Annotated in this window: 17 protein-coding genes; 7 read left to right on the forward strand and 10 right to left on the reverse strand. The window is 73.2% G+C overall.

Features of this window, described 5'->3' with window-relative positions; translation table 11 throughout:
• Window positions 1-158 precede the first annotated feature (158 nt).
• From ABZ836_RS25195 to ABZ836_RS25215, 5 genes are all read left to right on the forward strand, one after another.
• Window positions 159-989, forward strand: coding sequence for an ABC transporter ATP-binding protein (locus ABZ836_RS25195; protein WP_361145710.1), 831 nt, complete (start codon window positions 159-161; stop codon window positions 987-989).
• 1 nt (window position 990) lies between these two features.
• A complete protein-coding gene (locus tag ABZ836_RS25200) occupies window positions 991-1,695 on the forward strand; it encodes an ABC transporter ATP-binding protein (RefSeq protein WP_361145713.1) in 705 nt (234 codons plus the stop codon).
• Window positions 1,696-1,724: 29 nt separating this feature from the next.
• On the forward strand, window positions 1,725-2,603 hold the full coding sequence (locus ABZ836_RS25205) for a branched-chain amino acid ABC transporter permease (RefSeq protein ID WP_361145716.1): 879 nt from the start codon (window positions 1,725-1,727) through the stop codon (window positions 2,601-2,603).
• A 5-nt stretch (window positions 2,604-2,608) separates the two neighbouring features.
• The gene (locus tag ABZ836_RS25210; protein WP_361145719.1) at window positions 2,609-3,706 is read left to right on the forward strand and encodes a branched-chain amino acid ABC transporter permease; all 1,098 of its coding nucleotides are present in this window, start codon (window positions 2,609-2,611) and stop codon (window positions 3,704-3,706) included.
• Window positions 3,707-3,768: 62 nt separating this feature from the next.
• Window positions 3,769-5,112 (forward strand): ABC transporter substrate-binding protein, encoded by a 1,344-nt coding sequence (locus ABZ836_RS25215; protein ID WP_361145722.1) that lies wholly within the window; start codon window positions 3,769-3,771, stop codon window positions 5,110-5,112.
• Window positions 5,113-5,244: 132 nt separating this feature from the next.
• Here the strand turns inward: ABZ836_RS25215 and ABZ836_RS25220 are convergent, their stop codons facing one another.
• The 4 genes from ABZ836_RS25220 to proP form a co-directional block, all read right to left on the reverse strand.
• Window positions 5,245-6,420 (reverse strand): GDSL-type esterase/lipase family protein, encoded by a 1,176-nt coding sequence (locus ABZ836_RS25220; protein WP_361145725.1) that lies wholly within the window; start codon window positions 6,418-6,420, stop codon window positions 5,245-5,247.
• Window positions 6,421-6,553: 133 nt separating this feature from the next.
• Window positions 6,554-7,513, reverse strand: coding sequence for a DUF1152 domain-containing protein (locus ABZ836_RS25225; RefSeq protein WP_356131895.1), 960 nt, complete (start codon window positions 7,511-7,513; stop codon window positions 6,554-6,556).
• Between the two features lie 49 nt (window positions 7,514-7,562).
• Entirely contained in the window at window positions 7,563-8,138 is a 576-nt protein-coding gene (locus tag ABZ836_RS25230; RefSeq protein WP_356131898.1) for a TetR/AcrR family transcriptional regulator, read from the reverse strand.
• 201 nt (window positions 8,139-8,339) lie between these two features.
• Window positions 8,340-9,851 (reverse strand): glycine betaine/L-proline transporter ProP, encoded by a 1,512-nt coding sequence (gene proP / locus ABZ836_RS25235; RefSeq protein WP_356131901.1) that lies wholly within the window; start codon window positions 9,849-9,851, stop codon window positions 8,340-8,342.
• A gap of 222 nt (window positions 9,852-10,073) precedes the next feature.
• On the opposite strand from proP, the gene ABZ836_RS25240 reads away from it, so the two are divergent.
• Complete coding sequence (locus ABZ836_RS25240; RefSeq protein WP_356132196.1) at window positions 10,074-10,442, forward strand: ABC transporter permease; 369 nt, start codon at window positions 10,074-10,076, stop codon at window positions 10,440-10,442.
• A gap of 15 nt (window positions 10,443-10,457) precedes the next feature.
• Here ABZ836_RS25240 and ABZ836_RS25245 read toward each other — a convergent pair whose 3' ends face one another.
• The 6 genes from ABZ836_RS25245 to ABZ836_RS25270 all read right to left on the reverse strand — a co-directional run bounded on the left by ABZ836_RS25245 (window position 10,458) and on the right by ABZ836_RS25270 (window position 19,395).
• Window positions 10,458-12,575: a glycosyltransferase gene (locus ABZ836_RS25245; protein WP_361145729.1), complete on the reverse strand. Its 2,118-nt coding sequence runs from the start codon at window positions 12,573-12,575 to the stop codon at window positions 10,458-10,460.
• A 203-nt stretch (window positions 12,576-12,778) separates the two neighbouring features.
• Entirely contained in the window at window positions 12,779-14,227 is a 1,449-nt protein-coding gene (gene argG / locus ABZ836_RS25250; protein ID WP_356131907.1) for an argininosuccinate synthase, read from the reverse strand.
• Window positions 14,228-14,241: 14 nt separating this feature from the next.
• Window positions 14,242-15,633 (reverse strand): MFS transporter, encoded by a 1,392-nt coding sequence (locus ABZ836_RS25255; RefSeq protein WP_361145732.1) that lies wholly within the window; start codon window positions 15,631-15,633, stop codon window positions 14,242-14,244.
• Window positions 15,634-15,836: 203 nt separating this feature from the next.
• On the reverse strand, window positions 15,837-17,318 hold the full coding sequence (locus ABZ836_RS25260; RefSeq protein ID WP_361145735.1) for a PHB depolymerase family esterase: 1,482 nt from the start codon (window positions 17,316-17,318) through the stop codon (window positions 15,837-15,839).
• A 253-nt stretch (window positions 17,319-17,571) separates the two neighbouring features.
• Window positions 17,572-18,609, reverse strand: a complete 1,038-nt coding sequence (locus ABZ836_RS25265) for a M14 family zinc carboxypeptidase (RefSeq protein ID WP_356131916.1) — start codon at window positions 18,607-18,609, stop codon at window positions 17,572-17,574.
• 177 nt (window positions 18,610-18,786) lie between these two features.
• Window positions 18,787-19,395, reverse strand: a complete 609-nt coding sequence (locus tag ABZ836_RS25270; protein ID WP_356131918.1) for a DinB family protein — start codon at window positions 19,393-19,395, stop codon at window positions 18,787-18,789.
• Between the two features lie 258 nt (window positions 19,396-19,653).
• On the opposite strand from ABZ836_RS25270, the gene ABZ836_RS25275 reads away from it, so the two are divergent.
• Window positions 19,654-20,475, forward strand: coding sequence for a DUF4232 domain-containing protein (locus ABZ836_RS25275; RefSeq protein ID WP_361145740.1), 822 nt, complete (start codon window positions 19,654-19,656; stop codon window positions 20,473-20,475).
• The last annotated feature ends 55 nt before the right edge of the window (window positions 20,476-20,530 follow it).

The following is a 20,530-nucleotide window of genomic DNA, read 5'->3' on the forward strand; positions in this document are numbered from 1 at the left end:
TCGGACCGTCGCCCAGGGCACTGCGCACCAGCGACTTTGTGCACTCCGCCCATGTCGGATTCTGTGCACAGCGCCCACGGTAGGGGATCGCCGCAGCCGAACAGCGGGCAGCCGCCCACGGGGCGCGGGCCCGGCCAGGGCAGACAAGGGAGCGCACGGTGAGCCCACCCACGACAGCATCCACGGACCGCAGCGACGACACCCCGGCCCTGTTCTCGGTCACCGACGTGTCGGTCCGCTTCGGCGGCATCCAGGCACTGGCCGAGGTGTCGCTCGACGTGGAGCCCCGGCAGGTCCTCGGCGTCATCGGGCCCAACGGCGCCGGGAAGACCACCCTGTTCAACGTGGCCTGCGGCTTCGTCCGCCCCGACACCGGCCGGCTGGTCTGGAAGGGCGAGGAACTGACCGGACTGCGCCCGCACCGGCTGGCCTCCCTCGGCATCGGCCGGACCCTCCAGGGCCTCGGCCTCTTCGACCGGATGACCGTGCTGGAGAACGTGATGGTCGGCGCCGACCGGCACGCCACGGCCGGCTTCGGCTCCGCGCTCCTCGGCCTGGGCCGCGGCTCCCGCGACGACGCCCGCCTCGCCGGGCGGGCCCGCGAGGCGCTGGCCGGCCTCGGCGTGGAGGAGCACGCGGACCGCCACCCCGCCGGCCTCCCGTATCCGGTCCGCAAACGCGTCGCCCTGGCCCGCGCCCTGGTCGGCGAACCCGACCTGCTGCTGCTCGACGAGCCCGCGAGCGGCCTGGCCAACGACGAGATGGCCGAACTCGGCGAGCTCATCCGCGGCCTCACCGACCGGATGGCCGTGATGCTGGTGGAACACCACATGGACCTGGTGATGAGCGTGTGCGACGACATCACCGTGCTCGACTTCGGGCGGGTCATCGCCCGCGGCGGCCCCGACGAGGTGCGCCGCGACCCCGCCGTGGTCGCCGCCTACCTCGGCGAAGAGGTCGGTCAGGACCGGCCCGGAACGGGGGACTGACGTGTTCGAGGTACGCGACCTCACCACCGCCTACGGGCCGGTCCGCGCCCTGGACGGCGTCTCCTTCACGGCCCGCGAGGGCGAGGTCACCGCCGTCCTCGGCGCCAACGGGGCCGGCAAGACCACCCTGCTGCGCACCGCCTCCGGGCTGGTGCGCGCGGAACGCGGGCAGGTCCTGCTCGACGGGCGCGACGTCACCCGCACCCCCGCCGAGGACATGGCCGGACTCGGCCTGGCCCACGTCCCCGAGGGACGCGGGGTGATCACCGAGCTGACCGTCGAGGAGAACCTCCGCCTGGGCGGCCTGCACCGCCCCGCGAAGGCTCGCGCGGCCGACATGGAGCGGATCTGCCGCCTCTTCCCGGTGCTCGGCGAACGCCACGACGCCACCGCCCACGTGCTGTCCGGCGGCGAACGGCAGATGCTGGTCATCGGCCGCGCCCTGATGGCCGCCCCCAAGGTGCTGCTGCTCGACGAACCCTCCCTGGGCCTCGCCCCGCGGATCGTCGCGCAGATCTTCGACCTGCTGCGGTCCCTGGTGGCGAGTGAGGGCCTGACCGTGGTGCTCGTCGAGCAGAACGCGCGCAGCGCCCTGTCCATCGCCGACGTCGGCGTGGTGCTCAACCTCGGCAGGGTCGTCGTGCGGGACGAGGCCGCGGCACTGGCCGCCGACGAGAAGCTCCGCCACGCCTACCTCGGTTTCTGACCCACGCCCTCCGAACCACTGGAGTCCTCGTGCAGCAGCTCCTCACCACCGCGCTCGGCGGGCTGACCCTCGGAGCGGTCTACGCGGCGTTCGCGCTGGCGCTCTGCCTGATCTGGCGCTCCACACGGATCGTCAACTTCGCCCAGGCCCCGATGGCGATGATCACCACCTACATCGCCCTGGTCGTCATCGACGCCGGCCACTCCTACTGGATCGGCTTCGCCGCGGCGCTGGTCGGCGGGCTGCTGCTCGGCGCGGTGGTGGAACGCGTGGTCGTCCGGCCCGTCGAGGGCAAGGCGGAGATCAACGCGGTGATCCTCACCCTGGGCCTGTTCATCCTGCTCCACGCCCTCGCGGGCATCGTCTTCGGCTCCCGCTACCGGTCCTTCCCCGCGCCCTTCGGCGTCCGCGGCCTCACCGTCGGGGACACCTCCATCGCCCTCACCGGCTTCGGCGTCTTCACCGTCGTCGCCGTGATGGTCGTGATGGGCCTGCTGGTGCTGCTCTTCCGGTACACCGAGGTCGGACTCAGGATGCGGGCCGCAGCCTTCAACCAGGAGGTGGCCCGCATCCTGGGCGTCAAGGTGGGCCGGATGCTCACCCTCGGCTGGGCGCTGGCCGCGCTGGTCGGCTCGCTGTCCGGACTGCTGATCGCCGGCGGCAGCCTGGTGCACCCCGGCTACATGGACTCGGTGGTGGTCTACGGCTTCGTCGCCGCCGTGCTGGGCGGCCTGGACAGCCCCGTCGGATCGGTGATCGGCGGCATGCTGCTCGGCCTGTCGCTGAGCGCCGTCAGCGGCTACCTCGGCTCGGAACTGGTGCCGCTGGCGGCCCTGTTGATCCTGATGGCCGTGCTGCTGCTGCGGCCCGGCGGTCTCTTCTCGCACCACGCGGAACGGAGGGTCTGACGACCATGGCCACCACGGAGACCAACCCGTCCGCCGGGAAGGGGACCGGACCCGCCGCGAAGCCCCGCGGAGGAGCGCGGCGGCGCTGGGAGAGCTCGGTCCTCCTCCGGCACCTCCTCCTCGCCGCCCTCGGCCTGCTCGCCGTCACGGTCGTGATGGAGACGACCGGATCCTTCGCCAACTCCCAGCTCGCGTCGATGGCCTACCTCGGCATCGCGGCCGGCGGCCTCACCGTCCTCACCGGGCTCAACGGACAACTCTCCCTCGGACACGGCGCGTTCATGGCGGTCGGCGCCTACACCACCGCGCTGTTCCTGGACGGGGAGGGGACCGTGTTCCCGTTGCCGGTCGTCCTGGCGGCCGCCACCCTGGTGACCCTGGCGGTCGGCGCCGCCGTCGGCGTGGCCGCCGCCCGGCTGCACGGCCCGTACATCGCCGGCGCCACCCTGGCGCTGGCCGTCGCCGTGCCGGGCGTGGTGCTGCACTTCGAGAGCCTGGGCGGCGAGCAGGGGCTGGGCGTGCGGATGCCCGAGATCCCGACCTGGGTCCTGGACGCCGCCTACTTCGTCACCGGCAGCGAACTCGACCCCACCAAGTACGTGGCGTACATCGGCTGGTGGGCGCTGCTCGTCACCTACGTGCTGCTCGCCAACCTGATGCGGAGCCGGGTCGGCCGCACCTGGCGGGCCGTCCGGGACGACGAGGTCGCCGCCGAGATCGCCGGCATCCACCTGGGCCGGGCCCGCGTGCTCGCCTTCGTGGTCTCCACCGCCTGCGCGGGCCTGGCCGGCGCGGTGATGGCGATGGCGGTGCGGATCACCGCGCCCAGCGGTTTCTCGCTCACCCTCTCCCTGACCCTGCTCAGCGCCGTGGTGCTCGGCGGGCTGGGCAGCCTGACCGGCGCGCTGATCGGCTCGGCACTGCTGACCTTCCTGCCGCACCTGGTCACCGATCTCGGCATGGACGCCGGACTCACCGACGTCCGGGCGGCCGAACTGGCCCCGGCGGTCTACGGGCTGACGATGATCCTGGTGATCCTCGTCGCGCCCGCCGGCATCACCGGAACCGTCCGCAACCTCTGGCGGCGCCGGGGCGCCGCGTGAGGCCCGCCACCGAACCCACGCGGCGGCACCCCGGGCCGCACCACACCGAAGGAGGCACCACCGTGCAGCGAACGCGAAGGTTCCGCCGGGCCACCCGGCTGGCCGGCCTGCTCACCGCGGGCGCCCTGCTCGCCGCGTGCGGCGCCGGCGGCCGGCCGGACGACGGCGACGGGAAGCCGGCCGCCGAGGCCGGCATCACCGAGGACACCATCAGGATCGGCGCGCACTTCCCGCTGACCGGTGTCGCCGCCCCCGGCTACAGCGAGATCCCCAGCGGCCACAAGGCCTACTACGACTACGTCAACGCCAACGGCGGCGTCAACGGCCGCAAGATCGAGTACGTGGTCAAGGACGACGCCTACAACCCGACCAACACCAGCACCGTCACCAACGAACTGGTGCTGAAGGAGGAGATCTTCGGCATGGTGGCCGGGCTCGGCACGCCCACCCACAGCGCCGTGGTCGACTTCCTGAACGCCGAGAAGGTGCCGGACCTGATGGTCTCCAGCGGCTCGCTGATGTGGGGCGACGACCCCGCGAAGCGGCCGTACTCCTTCGGCTGGCAGCCGGACTACATGATCGAGGGCAAGATCATCGGCCAGTGGGTCAAGGAGAACATGCCCGACGCCAAGGTCGGCCTGTTCCTCCAGGACGACGACTTCGGCCGCGACGGCGAGGCCGGCGCCCGCAAGTACATCGACGACCAGATCGTCGAGACCGTCAAGTACACGCCGGGCAACACCGACGTCGCCCCGCAGCTCGCCGCGCTCCAGGCGGCCGGCGTCGACCTGGTCCTCGGCTTCAACGTGCCCTCGTACACGGCCCTCAGCCAGCTGACCGCCATGAAGATCAACTTCGGGGCGAAGTGGTTCTACAGCAACGTCGGCTCCGACCCCGCGCTGGTCGGCTCGCTGCTGGCCCGGTTCTCCGAGGGCAAGGTGAAGGGCAGCGCCGGCCTGCTCGACGGGGTCCTCACCACCGAGTACATCCCCGGCACGGACGCCACCGACAGCGAGTGGCTGAAGCTCTGGCAGAAGGTCTGGGACGCCCACGGCGCGGAGGGGGAGCTGACCAACTACCGGATCTACGGCCTGTCCCAGGCCTACACCTTCGTCCAGGCGCTCCAGGCCGCGGGCGACAACCCCACCCGCGAGGGCGTGGTGGAGGCGCTGGAGAAGGTCGGCTCCACCCTGGAGGGTCCCGGTCTCGCACCGTTCCGGTACTCCGAGGACAGCCACCTCGGCATCTCCGGGATGGAGGTCGTCCGGCTCCAGGACGGCAAGGGCGAGGCCCTGACGCCGGTCCTGGTCACCGACATCGGCGACGCGCCCATCAAGGAGGACGACTCCGCGGCGAAGGACGCGCCGCCCGCGAACGGCATCCCGGACGTCCAGCCGGCGTCCTGAGGCGTCCTGATGTGTCCTGGGGTGTCCTGGGGCGTTCCGACGGCTTTCCGGCGGTGCCCCTGACGGCGTTCCGGCCGGGGAGGGGGCGGCGGGCGCGGTTCCCCGCGCCCGCCGCTCCCTCCTCCCGCCCGCTCACGCCCCGAACGGCGCCTTCGGCCCGAACGCCAGCCGGGCGAAGTTCCCGGCGATGCGGCGGTGCCCCTCCGGGCACGGGTGGAGGTCGTCCGGCAGCGGCAGTTCGGCGTGGTCCCGCTCGCCGAACAGGTCGAGGCCGTCGAGGTGGAACAGGTGAGGGTCCTCCGCGGACCGCTCCTCGACGACGCGGGCCAGCGCCCGCCGGATCACCTTCAGCGTCAGACGTCCCGCGGCCACCTCGGCCGGGTCACCGGTGGCCCTGTACCCCACCGCCCCGTCGGAGAGGTCGAAGGCGAGCGGCCCGGGAGTGTCCTCGTGCAGCGGGCAGAAGACGGGCGAGACGACGAGCAGCGGCGTGTCCGGGTGGCCGTCGCGCAGGGTGTCGAGGAAGCCGTGCACCGCCGGGACGAAGGCGCGCAGGCGCATCGCGTCGGTGTTGACGACGTTGATGCCGATCTTGACGCTGATCAGGTCGGCCGGGGTGTCCCGCATGGCGCGGGCGGTGAACGGATCGAGCAGGGCGCTCCCGCTGAAGCCCAGGTTGATCAGCTCCACCCCGGCCGCGGCGGCGGCCAGGGCGGGCCAGGTCCCGGTCGGGTGGGCCGCGTCCGACCCGTGGCTGATGGAGCTGCCGTGGTGCAGCCAGACCCGGCGGCCGCGGTCCGGGGCGGGCTCGACCGGGGCGTCGGTGCGCAGTGCGACCAGCTCGGTGATCTCGTTGTGCGGGAGCCAGATCTCGACGTCCTTGTCCCGGCCGGGCAGGCCTTCGAAGCGCGCGACGCCGGGGGCGCCCTCACGCACGTCGACCGAACCGTCCGCGAGGTCGACGGTGCGGACCCGGCCCCCGGGCACGCCGGTCCGGCCGGCCAGGACGCCGTCGACCAGCAGGTCGTAGGAACCGTCCGCGGGAGCGGCCGGGGCGCCCCGGTAGGCGCGCTTGGTGGGGAGGACCTCGAGCTCCACCAGGGTGGCCCGGGTGCGGAAGGCGAGCCGCACGCCGGAGGGCTGCGCCTGGGCCAGTGCCAGCTGGTCGTCGGGTATCCGCCGCCGGGCCCGGGCCGGCAGGCGGTGCGGCAGCAGACCGTGCGCGGTGTGCTCCACGTCGAGCGCGCCGCGCAGCAGCCCGGCCGTGACCGGGGTGGTGATCAGATGGTTGTCAGGGGTCGAGTTCATCGGGCCTGCTCTCGGGGGACGTCCCGGGGGACGGGGACGGGGACGGGGACGGGGACGGGGACGGGGACGGGTGCGGGGTGGCGCTGCTCGCGACAACCATGATGCAGCAGCCTAAAGCCTTTAGGCATGGGTGTCAGTGAGGGAAGGTGCGGCCCGGCCGGGTGACGACCGTGTCGCGGAACTCGGCGATGCGGGAGTGGATCTGCCGCATCAGGTACGTGTCCTCGATGCGGTCCAGGTAGAGGCAGCGGGCCGCGAGGGCCGGGAGTTCGAAGGCGAAGCAGAGCGACATCAGCGGGTTGACGAACAACTCGCCGCCCCGGGTGCGCTCGGTGAACCTCACGTCGCCGAACTCGCCCCGTACCGCGGCCGCGACGGAACCGTTGACGATGCTGGGGTGGCCGGGGGTGTGGTGCTGGGCGTGGGCGACCGCGTCGAGGTACAGGGCGCCCTCGCGGGTGTTCCGCGGGATGGAGAAGGCCCCCAGGTAGCCTCCGTCCCGCTCCAGCGCGGCGATGTTCTCGAGGACCTGGACGTGGTTGACGCCGTGGTACGCGTCCACGCCGAACCCGATGGAGACGACCAGACGGACGGGCACCTCCTCCAGCGGGGCCAGGGCCGCCACCGAGGCCATGTCCTCCTCCGGGGTGCCGAGCCCGGCCTCGTCGCCGCGCATCAGGATGTCCGTGCCGCCGTCGACCAGGACGACCGCGTCGATCTCCAGCAGGTCGATCAGCGCGCGGTAGGCGGCCCGCAGCGGGCGCACCCCGGTGCGGGGGAAGGCGTACACGGTCGACGGGTGGCCGTGCAGTTCCAGCCAGCGGGCGAGGGTGCGCTCGGGGAAGTAGTCGCCGGGCAGCACGGAGTCGGGCGTGACCGCGGCGAGGTCCTCGGCCGCCCAGTCGGCCGGGGGCAGCGCGGTGAGCTCCGTGAAGGAGAGGTTGGCGAGGTGCACCTCCTTGCCCTGGTGGCGCAGCGACAGCGCCAGGGGCAGCCCGGCGTAGACGTCGAAACCGCCGCCCGCGCCGGCGATCAGGATCCGCTTCGCGTCGGCAAGCCGGGTGAACAGGGGGTTCGTGTGCAGCGACGTCATGGCGCGCAGTGTGCCCGGGGAGGCGGCGCACACGCCACGGAATTGCGCGTCAGGCGCCGGCGCGGCCGCGCCGGCGGAGGAGGAGGTCGAGGGAGTCGACGACCCAGGCCCACGACTCCTCGGGATCGACGGCGGTGTGCGCGTAGCCGCCGGCGAGCTCCAGCTCGACGTAGCCGTGGAAGACGCCGCCGAGCATCCGCACGGCGTGGGTCCGGTCCGGCTCCGGCAGGTCGTAGCCCCGCAGGATGGCCCGCATCATCTGCGCGTGCCGGACGCCCGCGCTCGCCGCCGCGGTGCCGGGGTCGAGGCGGTAGCGGGCCGCGGCGTAGCGACCGGGGTGGGCGCGGGCGTAGTCGCGGTAGGCCTCCGCGAAGGCGGCGAGCGCGTCCTTGCCGGAGCGGCCCGCGAGCGCGTCGGCGGCGCGGTCGGCGAGTTCCTCCAGGGCGAGGAGGGCGATGCGGGTCCTGAGGTCGTGCGAGCTGCGGACGTGGGAGTAGAGGCTGGCGACCTGCACGCCGAAGCGGCGGGCGAGCTCGGAGACGGTGACCTGGTCGAAACCGACCTCGTCGGCGAGGTCGGCGCCGGCGCGGGTGAGTCGCTCCGGGGTCAGTCCGGCTCGGGCCATCCGGGGGTCCTCCTGTGCGGGTCGCTCGGCGCTGGCGACACCCATTATGACGCCGCCTAAAGCGCTTAGGGACAGGCCCCGGACGCCGCCGGACCCCCCGGACGCCCGGACAGGCCGGCGGCGCGGGACACCGCGGCCCCCGCGCCGCCGCCGGCCTCGCCGACGGCTCGGAAGCGGGGGAGCCGCGGCCCGGCCCCCGGCTCAGAAGCGGGGGGTCGTGGTCCGGCTCTCGACCAGGCGGGCGGCCTCCTGCGGGGTGGAGACGGACGGCGGGGACCCGTCGAGGGGACGACGGGCGGTCTCCTTCATGAAGGCGACGGACACCACGCCGACCAGCGCCGCCGCCATGGAGTAGTACGCGGGCATCATGTCGTCGCCCGTCGCCGAGATCAGCGCCGTGATGACCAGCGGCGTCGTCCCGCCGAAGAGGGAGGCGGACAGGTTGTAGCCCACGGCCAGCGACCCGTACCGCACCGGCGTCGGGAACAGCGCGGGCAGCGCCGCCGACATCGTGCCCAGGAGGCACACCAGCGAGAGCCCCAGCATCAGCATCCCCGACGCGACCGCGACGAAGCTGCCCTGCTTGACCAGCAGGAACGCCGGCGCGGAGAGCACCAGGAAACCCACCATGCCGGCCATCAGCAGCGGCTTGCGGCCGTAGTGGTCGTTGAGCCGGCCCACCTGGTTGATGACCAGCATCAGCACCACCATCGTCCCGATCAGGAACAGCAGGCCATGCGTCTCGGAGTACTCCATCTCGTCCGAGAGGTACGTCGGCATGTACGACAGCAGCATGTAGTCGGTGATGTTGTACGCGCCGACCAGGCAGACGCAGAGGATCAGGGTGGGCCACTGCTGCCGGAAGATGTCCTTGAGGTCGGCCGTGGCGCTGGGCTCCACGTGGGTCGCGCCCGCCCCGGCCGAGCGGTGCGAGGACTCCTCCTCGAGCCGCTTGAACGCCGGCGTCTCGTCCAGCTTGAGCCGCAGGTAGAGGCCGACGAAGCCGATCGGGCCGGCCACCAGGAACGGCACCCGCCAGCCCCAGTCCTCCATGCCCTGCTCACCCAGCCACACGGTCAGCACCGTGACCAGACCCGCGGCGGCTACGTAACCCGCCAGGGTGCCCAGCTCCAGGAAACTGCCCCAGAAGCCGCGGCGCCGGTCCGGCGCGTACTCGGCGATGAACGTCGACGCCCCGCCGTACTCGCCGCCCGTCGAGAAGCCCTGCACCAGCCGGAACAGGAGCAGCAGGACGGGAGCCCAGAAGCCGATCGTGGCGTACGAGGGGATCAGGCCGATGCAGAAGGTGCCCACCGCCATCATGATCATGGTGAGGGCGAGGACCTTCTTCCGGCCGATCCGGTCGCCCATCGGCCCGAAGACCATGCCGCCCAGCGGACGCACCAGGAACGACGCGGCGAACGTGGCGAACGACGACAGCAACTGCACCGTCTCGTTCCCGGGCGGGAAGAACACCTGGCCGATGGTGACGGCCAGATAGCTGTAGATGCCGAAGTCGAACCACTCCATCGCGTTGCCCAGCGAGGCCGCCTTGACCGCGCGGCGCACCATCGCCTCGTCCGTCACGGTGATGTCCGTGCGCCGCAGCGGGGGATTCCGACGCCGGCTCGCCGCCCGGAACAGGGCGCGGTGACGGCGTACCGCGGCGGGGTCGGCCGCGACCTCGGACGACGACGGGTCGGGCAACGCCATGGAGGGTCCTTTCTCCCGGTCCTGCGGATCTCCAGAGGTTCCCTCTGCTCACTCACGGGATCGGCATACGCCGGAGGGACGCACATCACTCTGCGCCTTCCGCCGCGCGACACGCCGCCCGACCCGCCGGTCGGCCGCCACCTCGCAGATCATCGGAAGAACGGGTAACAGAACCGGAGAAGGAAGGGGCCGTCCGATGAGCCGACCGACACCCGCCCCGACATCCCCGCCACCGGGACACCCGGCGAACCCGCCCCGTTCGACGCCGAGACCGTCGCCTCGGTCCTCGTCGCCACCGAGCGGCCGCCCCGGCCCAGCGCCCTCGCGGCCTCCCCGGCCTTCGGCCGGCGAGCCGTCCTGAAGATCGAGCACGTGCCGTACCAGCTCTTCGACGTCACCGCGTTCCCGACCATGCCCGGCCGGCTCCAGGCCTTCGTCAACAACAACCCCGTCACCCACCTGGCCTCCGCGGTGCGCGGCCTGACGGCCGGCCAGTGGCCGGGCGTGGAGATCGCCTGGACGCTCGCCTGGGCGGGGCTGCTCCTGCTGGTCTTCGGGCCGGTGACGATGCGGCTCTACAACCGCAAGTGAGGCGCCCGCGCCCGGTCAGCCGGCGGCCGGCCGACCGGGCGCGGGAAGCGGCTTGACGCTGAGCGCCAGGTCGTTGTCGACGGTGAAGTAGGGGCGCAGCCGGTCCCCGTTCCGTCCGGCGGCCGGGCGCGTCGTCGCCGGAAGGCGGTCGACGGCCTTGCGCTCGACCAGGTCGTCCGCCAGCCGGGCGAGCCGCACGGCGGGCACGCAGGCCGCGGGGAGCAGGTACCAGTCCCAGACGTCCTGCGCGCCGCCCCCGCCGAGCGCGGGGAGCGTGTCGACGTCCAGTTCCAGCGAGACGCCGCCGGTCCCGGGGCCGCCGGTCACCGTCACCGGCACCGGCGCGACGGTGCCGCCGCCGCGCAGCCGGAGCTCGCCCGCGGCGCCCTCGCCGAGCCGCGCGCCGTGCAGCGCGACCCGGACCCGCAGCAGCCGGCCGGCCATCTCCACGGAGGTGACCTCGGCGTGCCGGGGACGGTTCCAGACGCGCAGGGTGAGGTTGCCCTCCGAGGTGCGGTACGGGATCCGGGCCACCGTCGTCCCGTCCGGGGCGACGCGCGGCGACCGGCCGATCAGGGCCGCCGTCTCCACCGTCCCGGCGGCGACCCGCGGGCGCGGCCGGTCCGGCCCCTGGTCCAGGTGGAGGTCCCACCGCCCCTCGGCGAGGCCGGGCCCGCCGGCAGGCAGGCGGGCGGTGCCGTCGCCCTCCAGGGGAAGCACCACCGTGCGGCGCGCGGGGTCCCTGCGGAGCTTGAGGACCAGCCCCAGGAGCGGCCCCGGCGCGTCCTCCGGGTCGCGCAGCCGGAACAGCACGCCGCCGTCGGTCTCCACACGCGCCGAGGCCCGGGCGGTCCAGGGTGCGGCGGCTGCCTCGGTGACCTCCACGGGCGCGGCGCCCTCCGCGGGCGCGGGGACGGGAGCCGCGTGCCGGGGCAACAGCGAGGTCACCCGGTGGAGAAGGCCCGTGCGGCGGCGCCGTCCCGCCAGCGACGCGAACAGTTCGAGGTACCGGGTGGCGATCCGGTCCGGCGCGTAGCGGGCGGCCGTGTCGCGGGCGTGGGAGGCCAGCCGGGCCCGTCGGGCGGGATCCGTGATCAGGGACTCCAGCGCCGCCGTGAGCCCTTCGGCGCCGCTGTCCATCGGCACCAGCAGGCCGTCGTGGTCGTGGGTGAGGATCTCGCCCGGACCGTGCGGGCAGTCGGTGGAGACGACCGGGACGCCGCAGTGCAGGGCCTCCACGATGGTCATGCCGAACGACTCCCGCCGGGACGCCACGGCGGCGATGGCGCCCTTGGCCCACTCCGGGTCCAGCGGGGAGACCGGCCCCATCATCCGGATCCGCTCGTGCATCCCGAGCGCCTCGATCCGCGCGCGCAGCTCCCGGGCCTGGACGCCGCGTCCGTAGATCCGCAGGGACCAGTCGGGGTGCCGGGGCGCCAAGGCGGCGAAGGCGTCGATGAGCAGGTCGAAGCGCTTGAGACCGACCAGGCGGCCGGCCGCGACGATCACCTTGCTCTCCCCGTCGGACGGGGCCACCTCGGGGGCGGGCACGCTGTTGGGGATGGCGAGGATCCGGTCCGCGGCGCGCGGCACGGCGGCCCGGTACTCGGCGGCGTCGGCCTCGGAGACGGTGACGTAGGCGTCCAGCTTCGCCAGGGCCCGGTTCTGGTGGACGCGCACATGGGCGGCGTGCCGGCCCAGCAGGAGGTGCTCCTGGCCGATGCGCAGGTACGCGTCCCGGCGGCCGTCGCGGGCCAGGTGGCCGTGGAGCACCGGGCGGGTGGAGATCACCACGTCCGCGTCGGTGCCGCGCAGGTAGGCGGCGATCCGCCGGTCGGTGAGGCGGGAGGGCCGCATCGGGCTCCCCGACACGCCGGTGTCCGTCCACATGGTGGAGGGCTGTCGCGCCTCGGGCAGCGACCGCTCGCACGTCTCGGAGCCCTCGCGCCAGTCGACGAGCGGGCGCAGCCGGACGGCGGGGGAGAAGGGCAGGAGCGCGTCGTCGCGGGCCCGGTAGACGGAGACGACCTCCACCTGATGGCCCCGGTCGGCGAACGCGGCGCTGGTGTTGGCGGTGGCGCGGATGGTGCCGCCGATGCCGTAGGCGTTGTAGACGAGAAAGGCGATCTTCATGGGTGAGCGGGTCCTCAGCGATGCGGCCTGGGCGCGCCACCCGTCGCGGGAGGACGGGACGCACAGGGGCATGCCTGTGTCCAACCCTCGCCATCCCCCCGCACGGCATTCAACCGTGCGTCGGGTGAAGGTTCCATAAGTTCACGAAGGCCCGGCCCCGGTGGTGCCGGGGCCGGGCCTTCGGTGGTGCGGGACGGGGCGCGTCAGTCCGTGCCGGACTCCATGGCCGCGCGGTCCAGGAGTTCGTCCTCCTCGGTCACCTCGCCGCGGGAGGCGATGGCCTCCGCGCCGCCCGCCGGCATGGTGCCGATCAGGCCGGTGACCTGGGCGGCGCCGAGCGCCGGGCCGGCTCCGGCTCCGGTGCCGAGCAGGCCGAGGCCGGCGTACTGCTCCAGCTTCGAGCGGGAGTCGGCGATGTCCAGGTTGCGCATGGTGAGCTGGCCGATGCGGTCCACCGGGCCGAACGCCGAGTCCTCGGTGCGCTCCATGGACAGCTTGTCCGGGTGGTAGCTGAACGCGGGGCCCGTGGTGTCGAGGATCGAGTAGTCCTCGCCGCGGCGCAGCCGCAGGGTGACCTCGCCGGTGACCGCGGCGCCGACCCAGCGCTGCAGCGACTCGCGGATCATCAGCGCTTGCGGGTCCAGCCAGCGGCCCTCGTACATCAGCCGTCCGAGACGGCGGCCCTCGCTGTGGTACTGCGCGAGGGTGTCCTCGTTGTGGATGGCGTTGACCAGGCGCTCGTAGGCGGCGTGCAGCAGCGCCATGCCCGGCGCCTCGTAGATGCCGCGGCTCTTGGCCTCGATGATCCGGTTCTCGATCTGGTCGGACATGCCCAGGCCGTGGCGGCCGCCGATGGCGTTGGCCTCCATCACCAGGTCGACGGCGGTGGCGAAGTCCTTGCCGTTGATCGTCACCGGACGGCCCTGCTCGAAGCCGATGGTGACGTCCTCGGCGGCGATCTCGATCGACGGGTCCCAGAACTTGACGCCCATGATCGGCTCGACCGTCTCGATGCCGTTGTCCAGGTGCTCGAGGGTCTTGGCCTCGTGCGTGGCGCCCCAGATGTTGGCGTCGGTGGAGTACGCCTTCTCCGTGCTGTCCCGGTAGGGCAGGCCGTGCGCGACCAGCCACTCCGACATCTCCTTGCGGCCGCCCAGCTCGGTCACGAAGTCCGCGTCCAGCCAGGGCTTGTAGATCCGCAGGTTCGGGTTGGCGAGCAGGCCGTAGCGGTAGAACCGCTCGATGTCGTTGCCCTTGTAGGTCGAGCCGTCGCCCCAGATCTGGACGTCGTCCTCGAGCATGGCCCGCACCAGCAGCGTGCCGGTGACCGCGCGGCCCAGCGGCGTGGTGTTGAAGTAGGCGCGACCGCCGGAGCGGATGTGGAACGCGCCGCAGGTGAGCGCGGCCAGGCCCTCCTCGACCAGCGCGGCGCGGCAGTCGACCAGACGCGCGACCTCGGCGCCGTAGGCGGTGGCGCGGCCGGGGACCGAGGCGATGTCGGGCTCGTCGTACTGGCCGATGTCGGCGGTGTAGGTGCACGGGACGGCGCCCTTGTCGCGCATCCACGCGACCGCGACGGAGGTGTCGAGGCCGCCCGAGAAGGCGATGCCGACGCGTTCGCCGACGGGGAGGGAGGTGAGGACCTTGGACATAGGAAGATTATGCATCATCCCGTATGGTCATGCAAAGAGGGCTTCGGTGCCGGCTCCGTCCCGTCCTTCCGGGGTGCCGGCGGTGCCGGCTTCTCCGGTGTCGTCCCGCGCTCCTCCTCCGGTGCGATCCCCAGGCGCCGCAGGTGCCGCTCGCCGGCGCGGGCCGCCGGGTGGATGGCCACGGCCGCCGTCAGGATGACCGCGGCGATCACCGCCCAGCCCACCGCGCCCCAGGACATGGCCAGGTAGGTGTACGCGGCCGGAGCCCAGACGGAGCCCAGGTTGTGGCCGAGCCCCACCACGCCCTCGTACTCGCCGCGCCGGTCCGGATCGGCCAGCTCCGCGACCAGGCCCCACTGCCCGGCCGACTGGTACAGCTCGGCCCCGGTCACCGTGACGTGGCCGACCCACATCAGCAGGATCGTCACCCAGCCCGCCGTGTCGTGGGTGACGGCGATGATGCCGCAGGAGACCAGGAAGCAGAGCGCGCCCCTGCGCTGGGCGCGCAGCGAGTCGGTCACCGTGGCGACCCCGCGGGCGGCGGCCACCTGCAGGGCCACCGCCATCACGGTGTTGGTGCCGTAGAGCCAGGCCAGCACAACCTTCGGCGCGTCGGTCTCGGAGACCAGCCAGAGCGGGATCACCGTCATCAGCAGCACCTGGTGGGTGCCGAGCACGCCGTTCAGGAAGGTCGTCAGCACGAAGGGCCGGTTGCGGAGCGCGGTGCGCGGATCGCGGCGGCGGCCCGCCCCGGCTGCATCCGCCACGGCTGCGGCGGGCGTCACCGGCTCGGAGCGGGGAGGCTCCGGGAGCTTGGAGACCCAGAAGGAGTTGGCCAGCAGCACCGCCGACGTGAACAGCGGAATCGCGTGGATCAGGGCGAGGCTGTCCAGGGCCAGGGCCAGACCGCCCGCCAGGGCGCCCAGGGAGTAGCCGGCGTTGCGGGCGGCCCGCAGGTAGGCCCGCGCGTGCACCCGCTTCTCCCTCGGGAAGACCTGCACCTGGTAGGCGCCGCGCCCGGTGCGGACCCAGGTGTTCGCCAGGCTGAGGGGGATCAGGACGGCGAGCGCCGTGACGAAGGAGTCGGCCAGGAACCAGGAGGCGAAGAACACGGCCTCCAGGGCCGACCCGACGATCCAGCTGCGCCGTGTTCCCACCCGGTCGGCGAGGCGGCCCAGCGGGACGGAGAACACGAAGGCCGCGGCGAGCGACAGGGTCAGCATCAGGCCGACCTGGGCCGGGCTCAGGCCGACGACCTGGGTGAAGTACACCGCCTCTCCGGTGATGAAGGCGCCCTCGGCGAAGGCCGAGAGGACCGACTGGTACGACATCGCCCGTACGAGGCGGTCGTCGGACAGCAGGCGGGCCAGCAGACGGTGCGGCGGGCGGGACGGCGGGGACGGCATGCGGCGGCTCCTGGTTCTCGACCGGGCGCAGTCTTCGCCGCGTGATTCTTGACGTCAAGACATTTTCGGCCCGCCGGAAGCCGCCGGAAGTCGCCGGAAGCCGCCGGAAGCCGCCGGAAGTCGCCGGAAGCCCGCGGGAGCCCGCGGAAGCCACCGGGGCCGTCACTCGCGGCGGGTGACGGCCCTTCAGGTGGCGGCTCCGGTCAGGACGGGCAGCCCGAGTCGGAGATCACGAAGTAGCCGGCCGAGGTCTCCTCGAGGGTGTGGCTGTAGAAGGTGTTGTAGAGGCCCATGTTCTGGCCGGAGCCGAGGGCGTAGGCGTAGCCGCCGCTCTGGCGGGCCCGCCCGGCCTGCACGTGCGCGTAGTTGGAGGCCGTGTAGCAGCGCGGCTCGAAGCCCCCGCCCCCGCCGGTGGTGGTGGCGGTGACGGCGGCGGACCGGGCCCCGGCCGTGCCGGAGGAGTCCACGGCGGCCACCGAGTAGGTGTAGGCCGTGCCCGGGGTCAGCCCGGTGTCGGTGTACGAGGTGCCGGTGGCGGTGCCGACCCGCGAGCCGCCGCGGTAGACCTCGTACGACGCCGCCCCGCTCACCGCGTTCCAGCGCAGCGCGACGCTGCTGTCGGTGACGGCGCCGGTGGCGAGACCGGCGGGGGCGGGCAGGGTGCCGGGGTCGACCGGTCCGCCGCCGCTGCCGTCCAGGCCCCAGAACAGGGCGGTGTAGTAGCTGGAGCAGATGGTGTCCAGGTAGTAGGCGCCCGCGGTGCCGCACTGCTGGGTGCCGGAGCCGGGGTCGACCGCGGTGCCGTGCCCCATGCCGGAGACGGTGAAGGTGGTGACCGCGGGCACCCCCTGGGCGTCGCTGTAGACGGCCTGCGTGGTGTTGCCGGGGAGCGAGGCGGTCGAGGTGGGCGTCCGGCTCAGGCCCCACACGTCGGTCCACTGGTCGCGCGACTGGGTGGCGTTGGCGGGCACCACGGTGGTGTCCGAGGTGCCGTGCCAGACGGCGACCCGCGGCCAGGGGCCGGTCCAGCCGCCGGACGCCTGGCGCACCGCGTCGCCCCACTGGCGCGGGGTCTTGGAGGTCGCGTTGTACATGCAGGTGAAGGCGTTGGTCATGCTGGTCGCGCAGCCGACCGGGATGCCCGAGGCGATGGACCCTCCGGCGAACACGTCCGGATAGGCGGCGAGCAGCGCGGAGGTCATCGCCCCGCCGGCCGACAGCCCGGTGACGAACACCCGGTCGCGGTCGCTGCCGTAGCGGCCGATCGCGTGGTCCACCATCTGCTTGACGGAGAGCGCCTCGCCCTGTCCCCGGCCGTAGTCGGAGGGCTGGAACCAGTTGAAGCAGGAGTTGGCGTTGTTGGCGCTGGAGGTGTGCGGGTACACGACGGCGAAGCGGTACAGGTCCGCGTACTTCGCCCACCCGGAGTGGGAGTGGTAGTCCGGCGCGCTCTGGGTGCAGCCGTGCAGGGCGACGACCAGCGGGGCGCCCGCGGGCAGCCCGTCCGGGACGTAGGAGTACATCTGCAGGTTGCCCGGATTGGTGCCGAAGCCGGTGACCTGGGTCAGCGAGGCGGCGGAGGCGGGCGCGGGGGCGGCGAACAGGGCCAGCAGCAGGGCGAGTACGGCCGACAGGCCGGACCCGCGGATCCGGAGTCCGGTACGGGAGCGGTCGGGAACCGGCATGGGTCCTCCCGGGAACGTGGGGCGGGCGGGGAGCGCGCGCCGGTCCGCTCCGGTCGTCCTTCCGAAGCGGCAGCGCGCGTTCCGACCGTACGAAGCGCTCCTCCCACTGCCAGTGGAGTGGCACCACACACCGCGACGTCCGCGCATGTGGGCCGCGTTGTCCGGTGCTCCCGCCGGACGTCAGGACGCGGGCACGCGGCCGGGCCCCGGCCCGGATCAGGCTGCTTCCTGATCCGGCAGCAGCCGGATCAGGTCAGCAACTGCCGCACTGCTGCGGCAGGGTGTCCCAGAACGAGGTGTCCGCCGCGTCGACCGAGCCGTCCGCCACGGCCTTGATCGTCGCCTCCATGGTGACGACCGACTGGCGGATCAGATAGCCGTTGGACTTCTGGCCGAGCACGTACGGCGCGTACTCGTGGTCGCTCATGCCGCGCATCTCGAACAGCAGCGTGGCGATGCCGTACTCGGCGGCCATCCCGTTGCGGCCGATGGTGTTGGCCGAACCGCCGTCGTACCGGCCGATGTGCCCCCACCCGGTCCGGTCGACGTTCTCGTGGACCACCGCCCCCAGCTTCTTGGACCGCTCGACCAGCTCGGGGGAGACGTCCGGGGTCGTCGGGTAGAGGATCGAACCGGAGACCAGGTCCCCGTCCACCCGGGACTGCGTGCCCTGGTGGTGCAGGTCGATCGCGTAGTCGATGTCGTACACGCCCAGCACGTTGTCGTGCAGCGCCCGCGTCTCCGGCTGCTCCTTGGCGACGTGGTCGCGGTTGAGGTCCACCTCGTTGGCGTTGTAGCGGGTCAGGTGGCGCTCGCCGGACGCCAGGTAGCCGTCCAGCGGGAAGTCGACGTCACCCATCGCGCCGTCGGCGTTGAACATCGGGATGAACAGGACGTTGACGTCCTCCAGCAGCCCGGCCTTGGAGGGGGACCCCAGCGACTTGATGGTGTGCAGCATCGCCTCGGTGGTGAGCTGCTCGTTGCCGTGCTGCTGCGCCAGGTACAGGATCGTCGGGTCGGCCGGATCGCCGACGTACTTCACGAGGTGGATGTCGCGGCCCTTGACCGTCCGGCCGACGACCTCGAGCTCCATCGCGTCCTGCTTGGCGTCCTGGGTCCTCAGGAAGTCCACCACGTCCTCGTAGGTCGAGAGGATCGAGGTGTTGACCGTCTCGTTGCCCTGGTAGTCGGGGCCCTCGCCGACCGCGGCGGCGTTCCCGGTGAACAGGGCGCCGGAGAGCAGCAGCGCTCCGGCGAGGGCCGTGCAGGTGGTCCTGGTGATGGCGCGCATGGGTCCCCTTGTCTCGTCGTTCCGCCCACGGTTCGCGTCCACCAGGGCGGTCCTGCTCCGGACGGGCGGCGCCTCGGGCGCCGCCGGTCCGGCGGGTCCCTCGGCCACCACCGGCAACTTATGTGCACGCGCCACGCAGGTGGCACGGGCCGCGGACGCTTCGTCACCGAATCGAGATCACGGGCGGGTCGGCGCGGGCCGGGCGGACGCCTCCCGGGCGATCCGCTCGAGCCGTTCCCGGTGGGCCTGCCACCGGGCGGGATCGGCCGACGGCATCGCGTCGTTGTCCCGGCGCATGCCCACCGTGCCGTCGATCAGCTCCCGGAGGATGTCGGCGTGCCCGGCGTGCCGCTGGGCGTCCGCGATCACCCGGACCACGGCGTGGTGGAGCGTGATCCCGTCGCGTCCCTCCGGCCACCACGGCACCGTCCCCACCGTGTCCAGCGGCAGGGCGTCGATCGTCGCGTCGGCGTGCGCCCAGGCCCGCCGGTACAGGTCGACCACGAACGCGCGGGACTCCTCTGCGGTGGCCCACATGTCGGCGTTGGGATCCTCGTCCTCCAGCCACGGCAGCGGGATGCCCGAAGGGCGGCCGAACGCCTCGCCCAGGTAGCCCAGTTCGACGCCGGCCAGGTGCTTCACCATGCCCAGCAGACTGGTCCCGGTCGGGGTGAGCGGGCGGCGGACGTCGTACTCGGAGAGCCCTTCCAGCTTCCAGAGCAGCGCGTCGCGGGCGGCCTGGAGGTAGAAGCGGAGGTCGGACCTGGGATCGGCGGAGTGCGTCATGGGACCAGTCTGACGTCGGCCGCCCACAGCCCCGGCCCCCGCCGGCCGGACTGCCGGGAACGCCCTCCGGGGCGTTCCGTCGACCTGAGGACTAGCCGGGCGTCGTCCCCAGGTTGACCCGACGAGGCCACCGCGGGCGGAAGTTGACGCGGATGCCGTCCCCCCGCCGGACGCGTCCGGCGGGCTCGCTCTCCTAGCCTCGGTGATGCCGGCAGGTCATGCCGGCTGACCGGTCGCAGTCGACCACGGGGGAGCACCATGAGCAGTTCATCGCGTACCAGGCCCACGACGCCCGCCCGGCGGCCGCGGCGGCCCCGGCGGAGGAACCACCTCCTCGGAGCCGCCGTGGCCGCCGCCCTGCTCGCCTGCGCGGCGTGCCAGGCGGAGCGGTCGGACGAGGCGGCCACCACCGAGCCGTCGGTTTCGCCGAGCGCGGGGGGCTCGGCGAAACCGACCGGGACGGCCGAGGCCGGGCCCGGGGAGGACGACGCCGACGCCACGGGGGGCGCCGGCGGCAGGAGCCCGGGCGAGGGCGGGGACGGAGGGACCGGCCGGGACGGCGGTGACGACGGCCCGGGTGGCAGTGGCGGTGGCGGTGGCGGTGGCGGTGGCGGCGGCAAGGGCGGGCCGCCCGCCTGCGACGCCCTGGACCTCGAGTTCTCCGCGACCCTGGAGAGCCCCGAGGGCGAGGACCCCGACCACCTGCTGATCGCCGTGACCAACACCGGCGACACGCGGTGCGAGATCTACCACCACCCGCACCTGTGGCTCGGCGAGCCCTCCGACCGGGCGCTCGCCCGGCAGCCCGTCGCGCCCCTCCCCGGAAGCAACCTGGACGAGCTGGTCACCCTCGATCCGGGCGCGGAGGCGTTCAGCGGGCTGTTCGCCGGGGACATCCCCATGGACCAGTACGAGACGGACGCCGTCACCCTCCAGCTGCACGGCCTCTCCCCGGACACGCAGGGGAGCCAGCCGGTCCTCGTCGCGCTGCCGCAGGCGGTGCCCTTCGACGACGGCGCCCGCGTGACCTACTGGACGAGCGACGTCCGCACGGCCCTGGACCTCGTCAGGTCGGCATGACGGACCGCGGCGGGACCGGCGTCCCGCCGCGGAGCGCACCGGGGGCGGAGCGGGT

It is taken from the genome of Streptomyces sp. NPDC047130, assembly GCF_040643475.1.
Classification (GTDB): Bacteria; Actinomycetota; Actinomycetes; order Streptomycetales; family Streptomycetaceae; genus Streptomyces.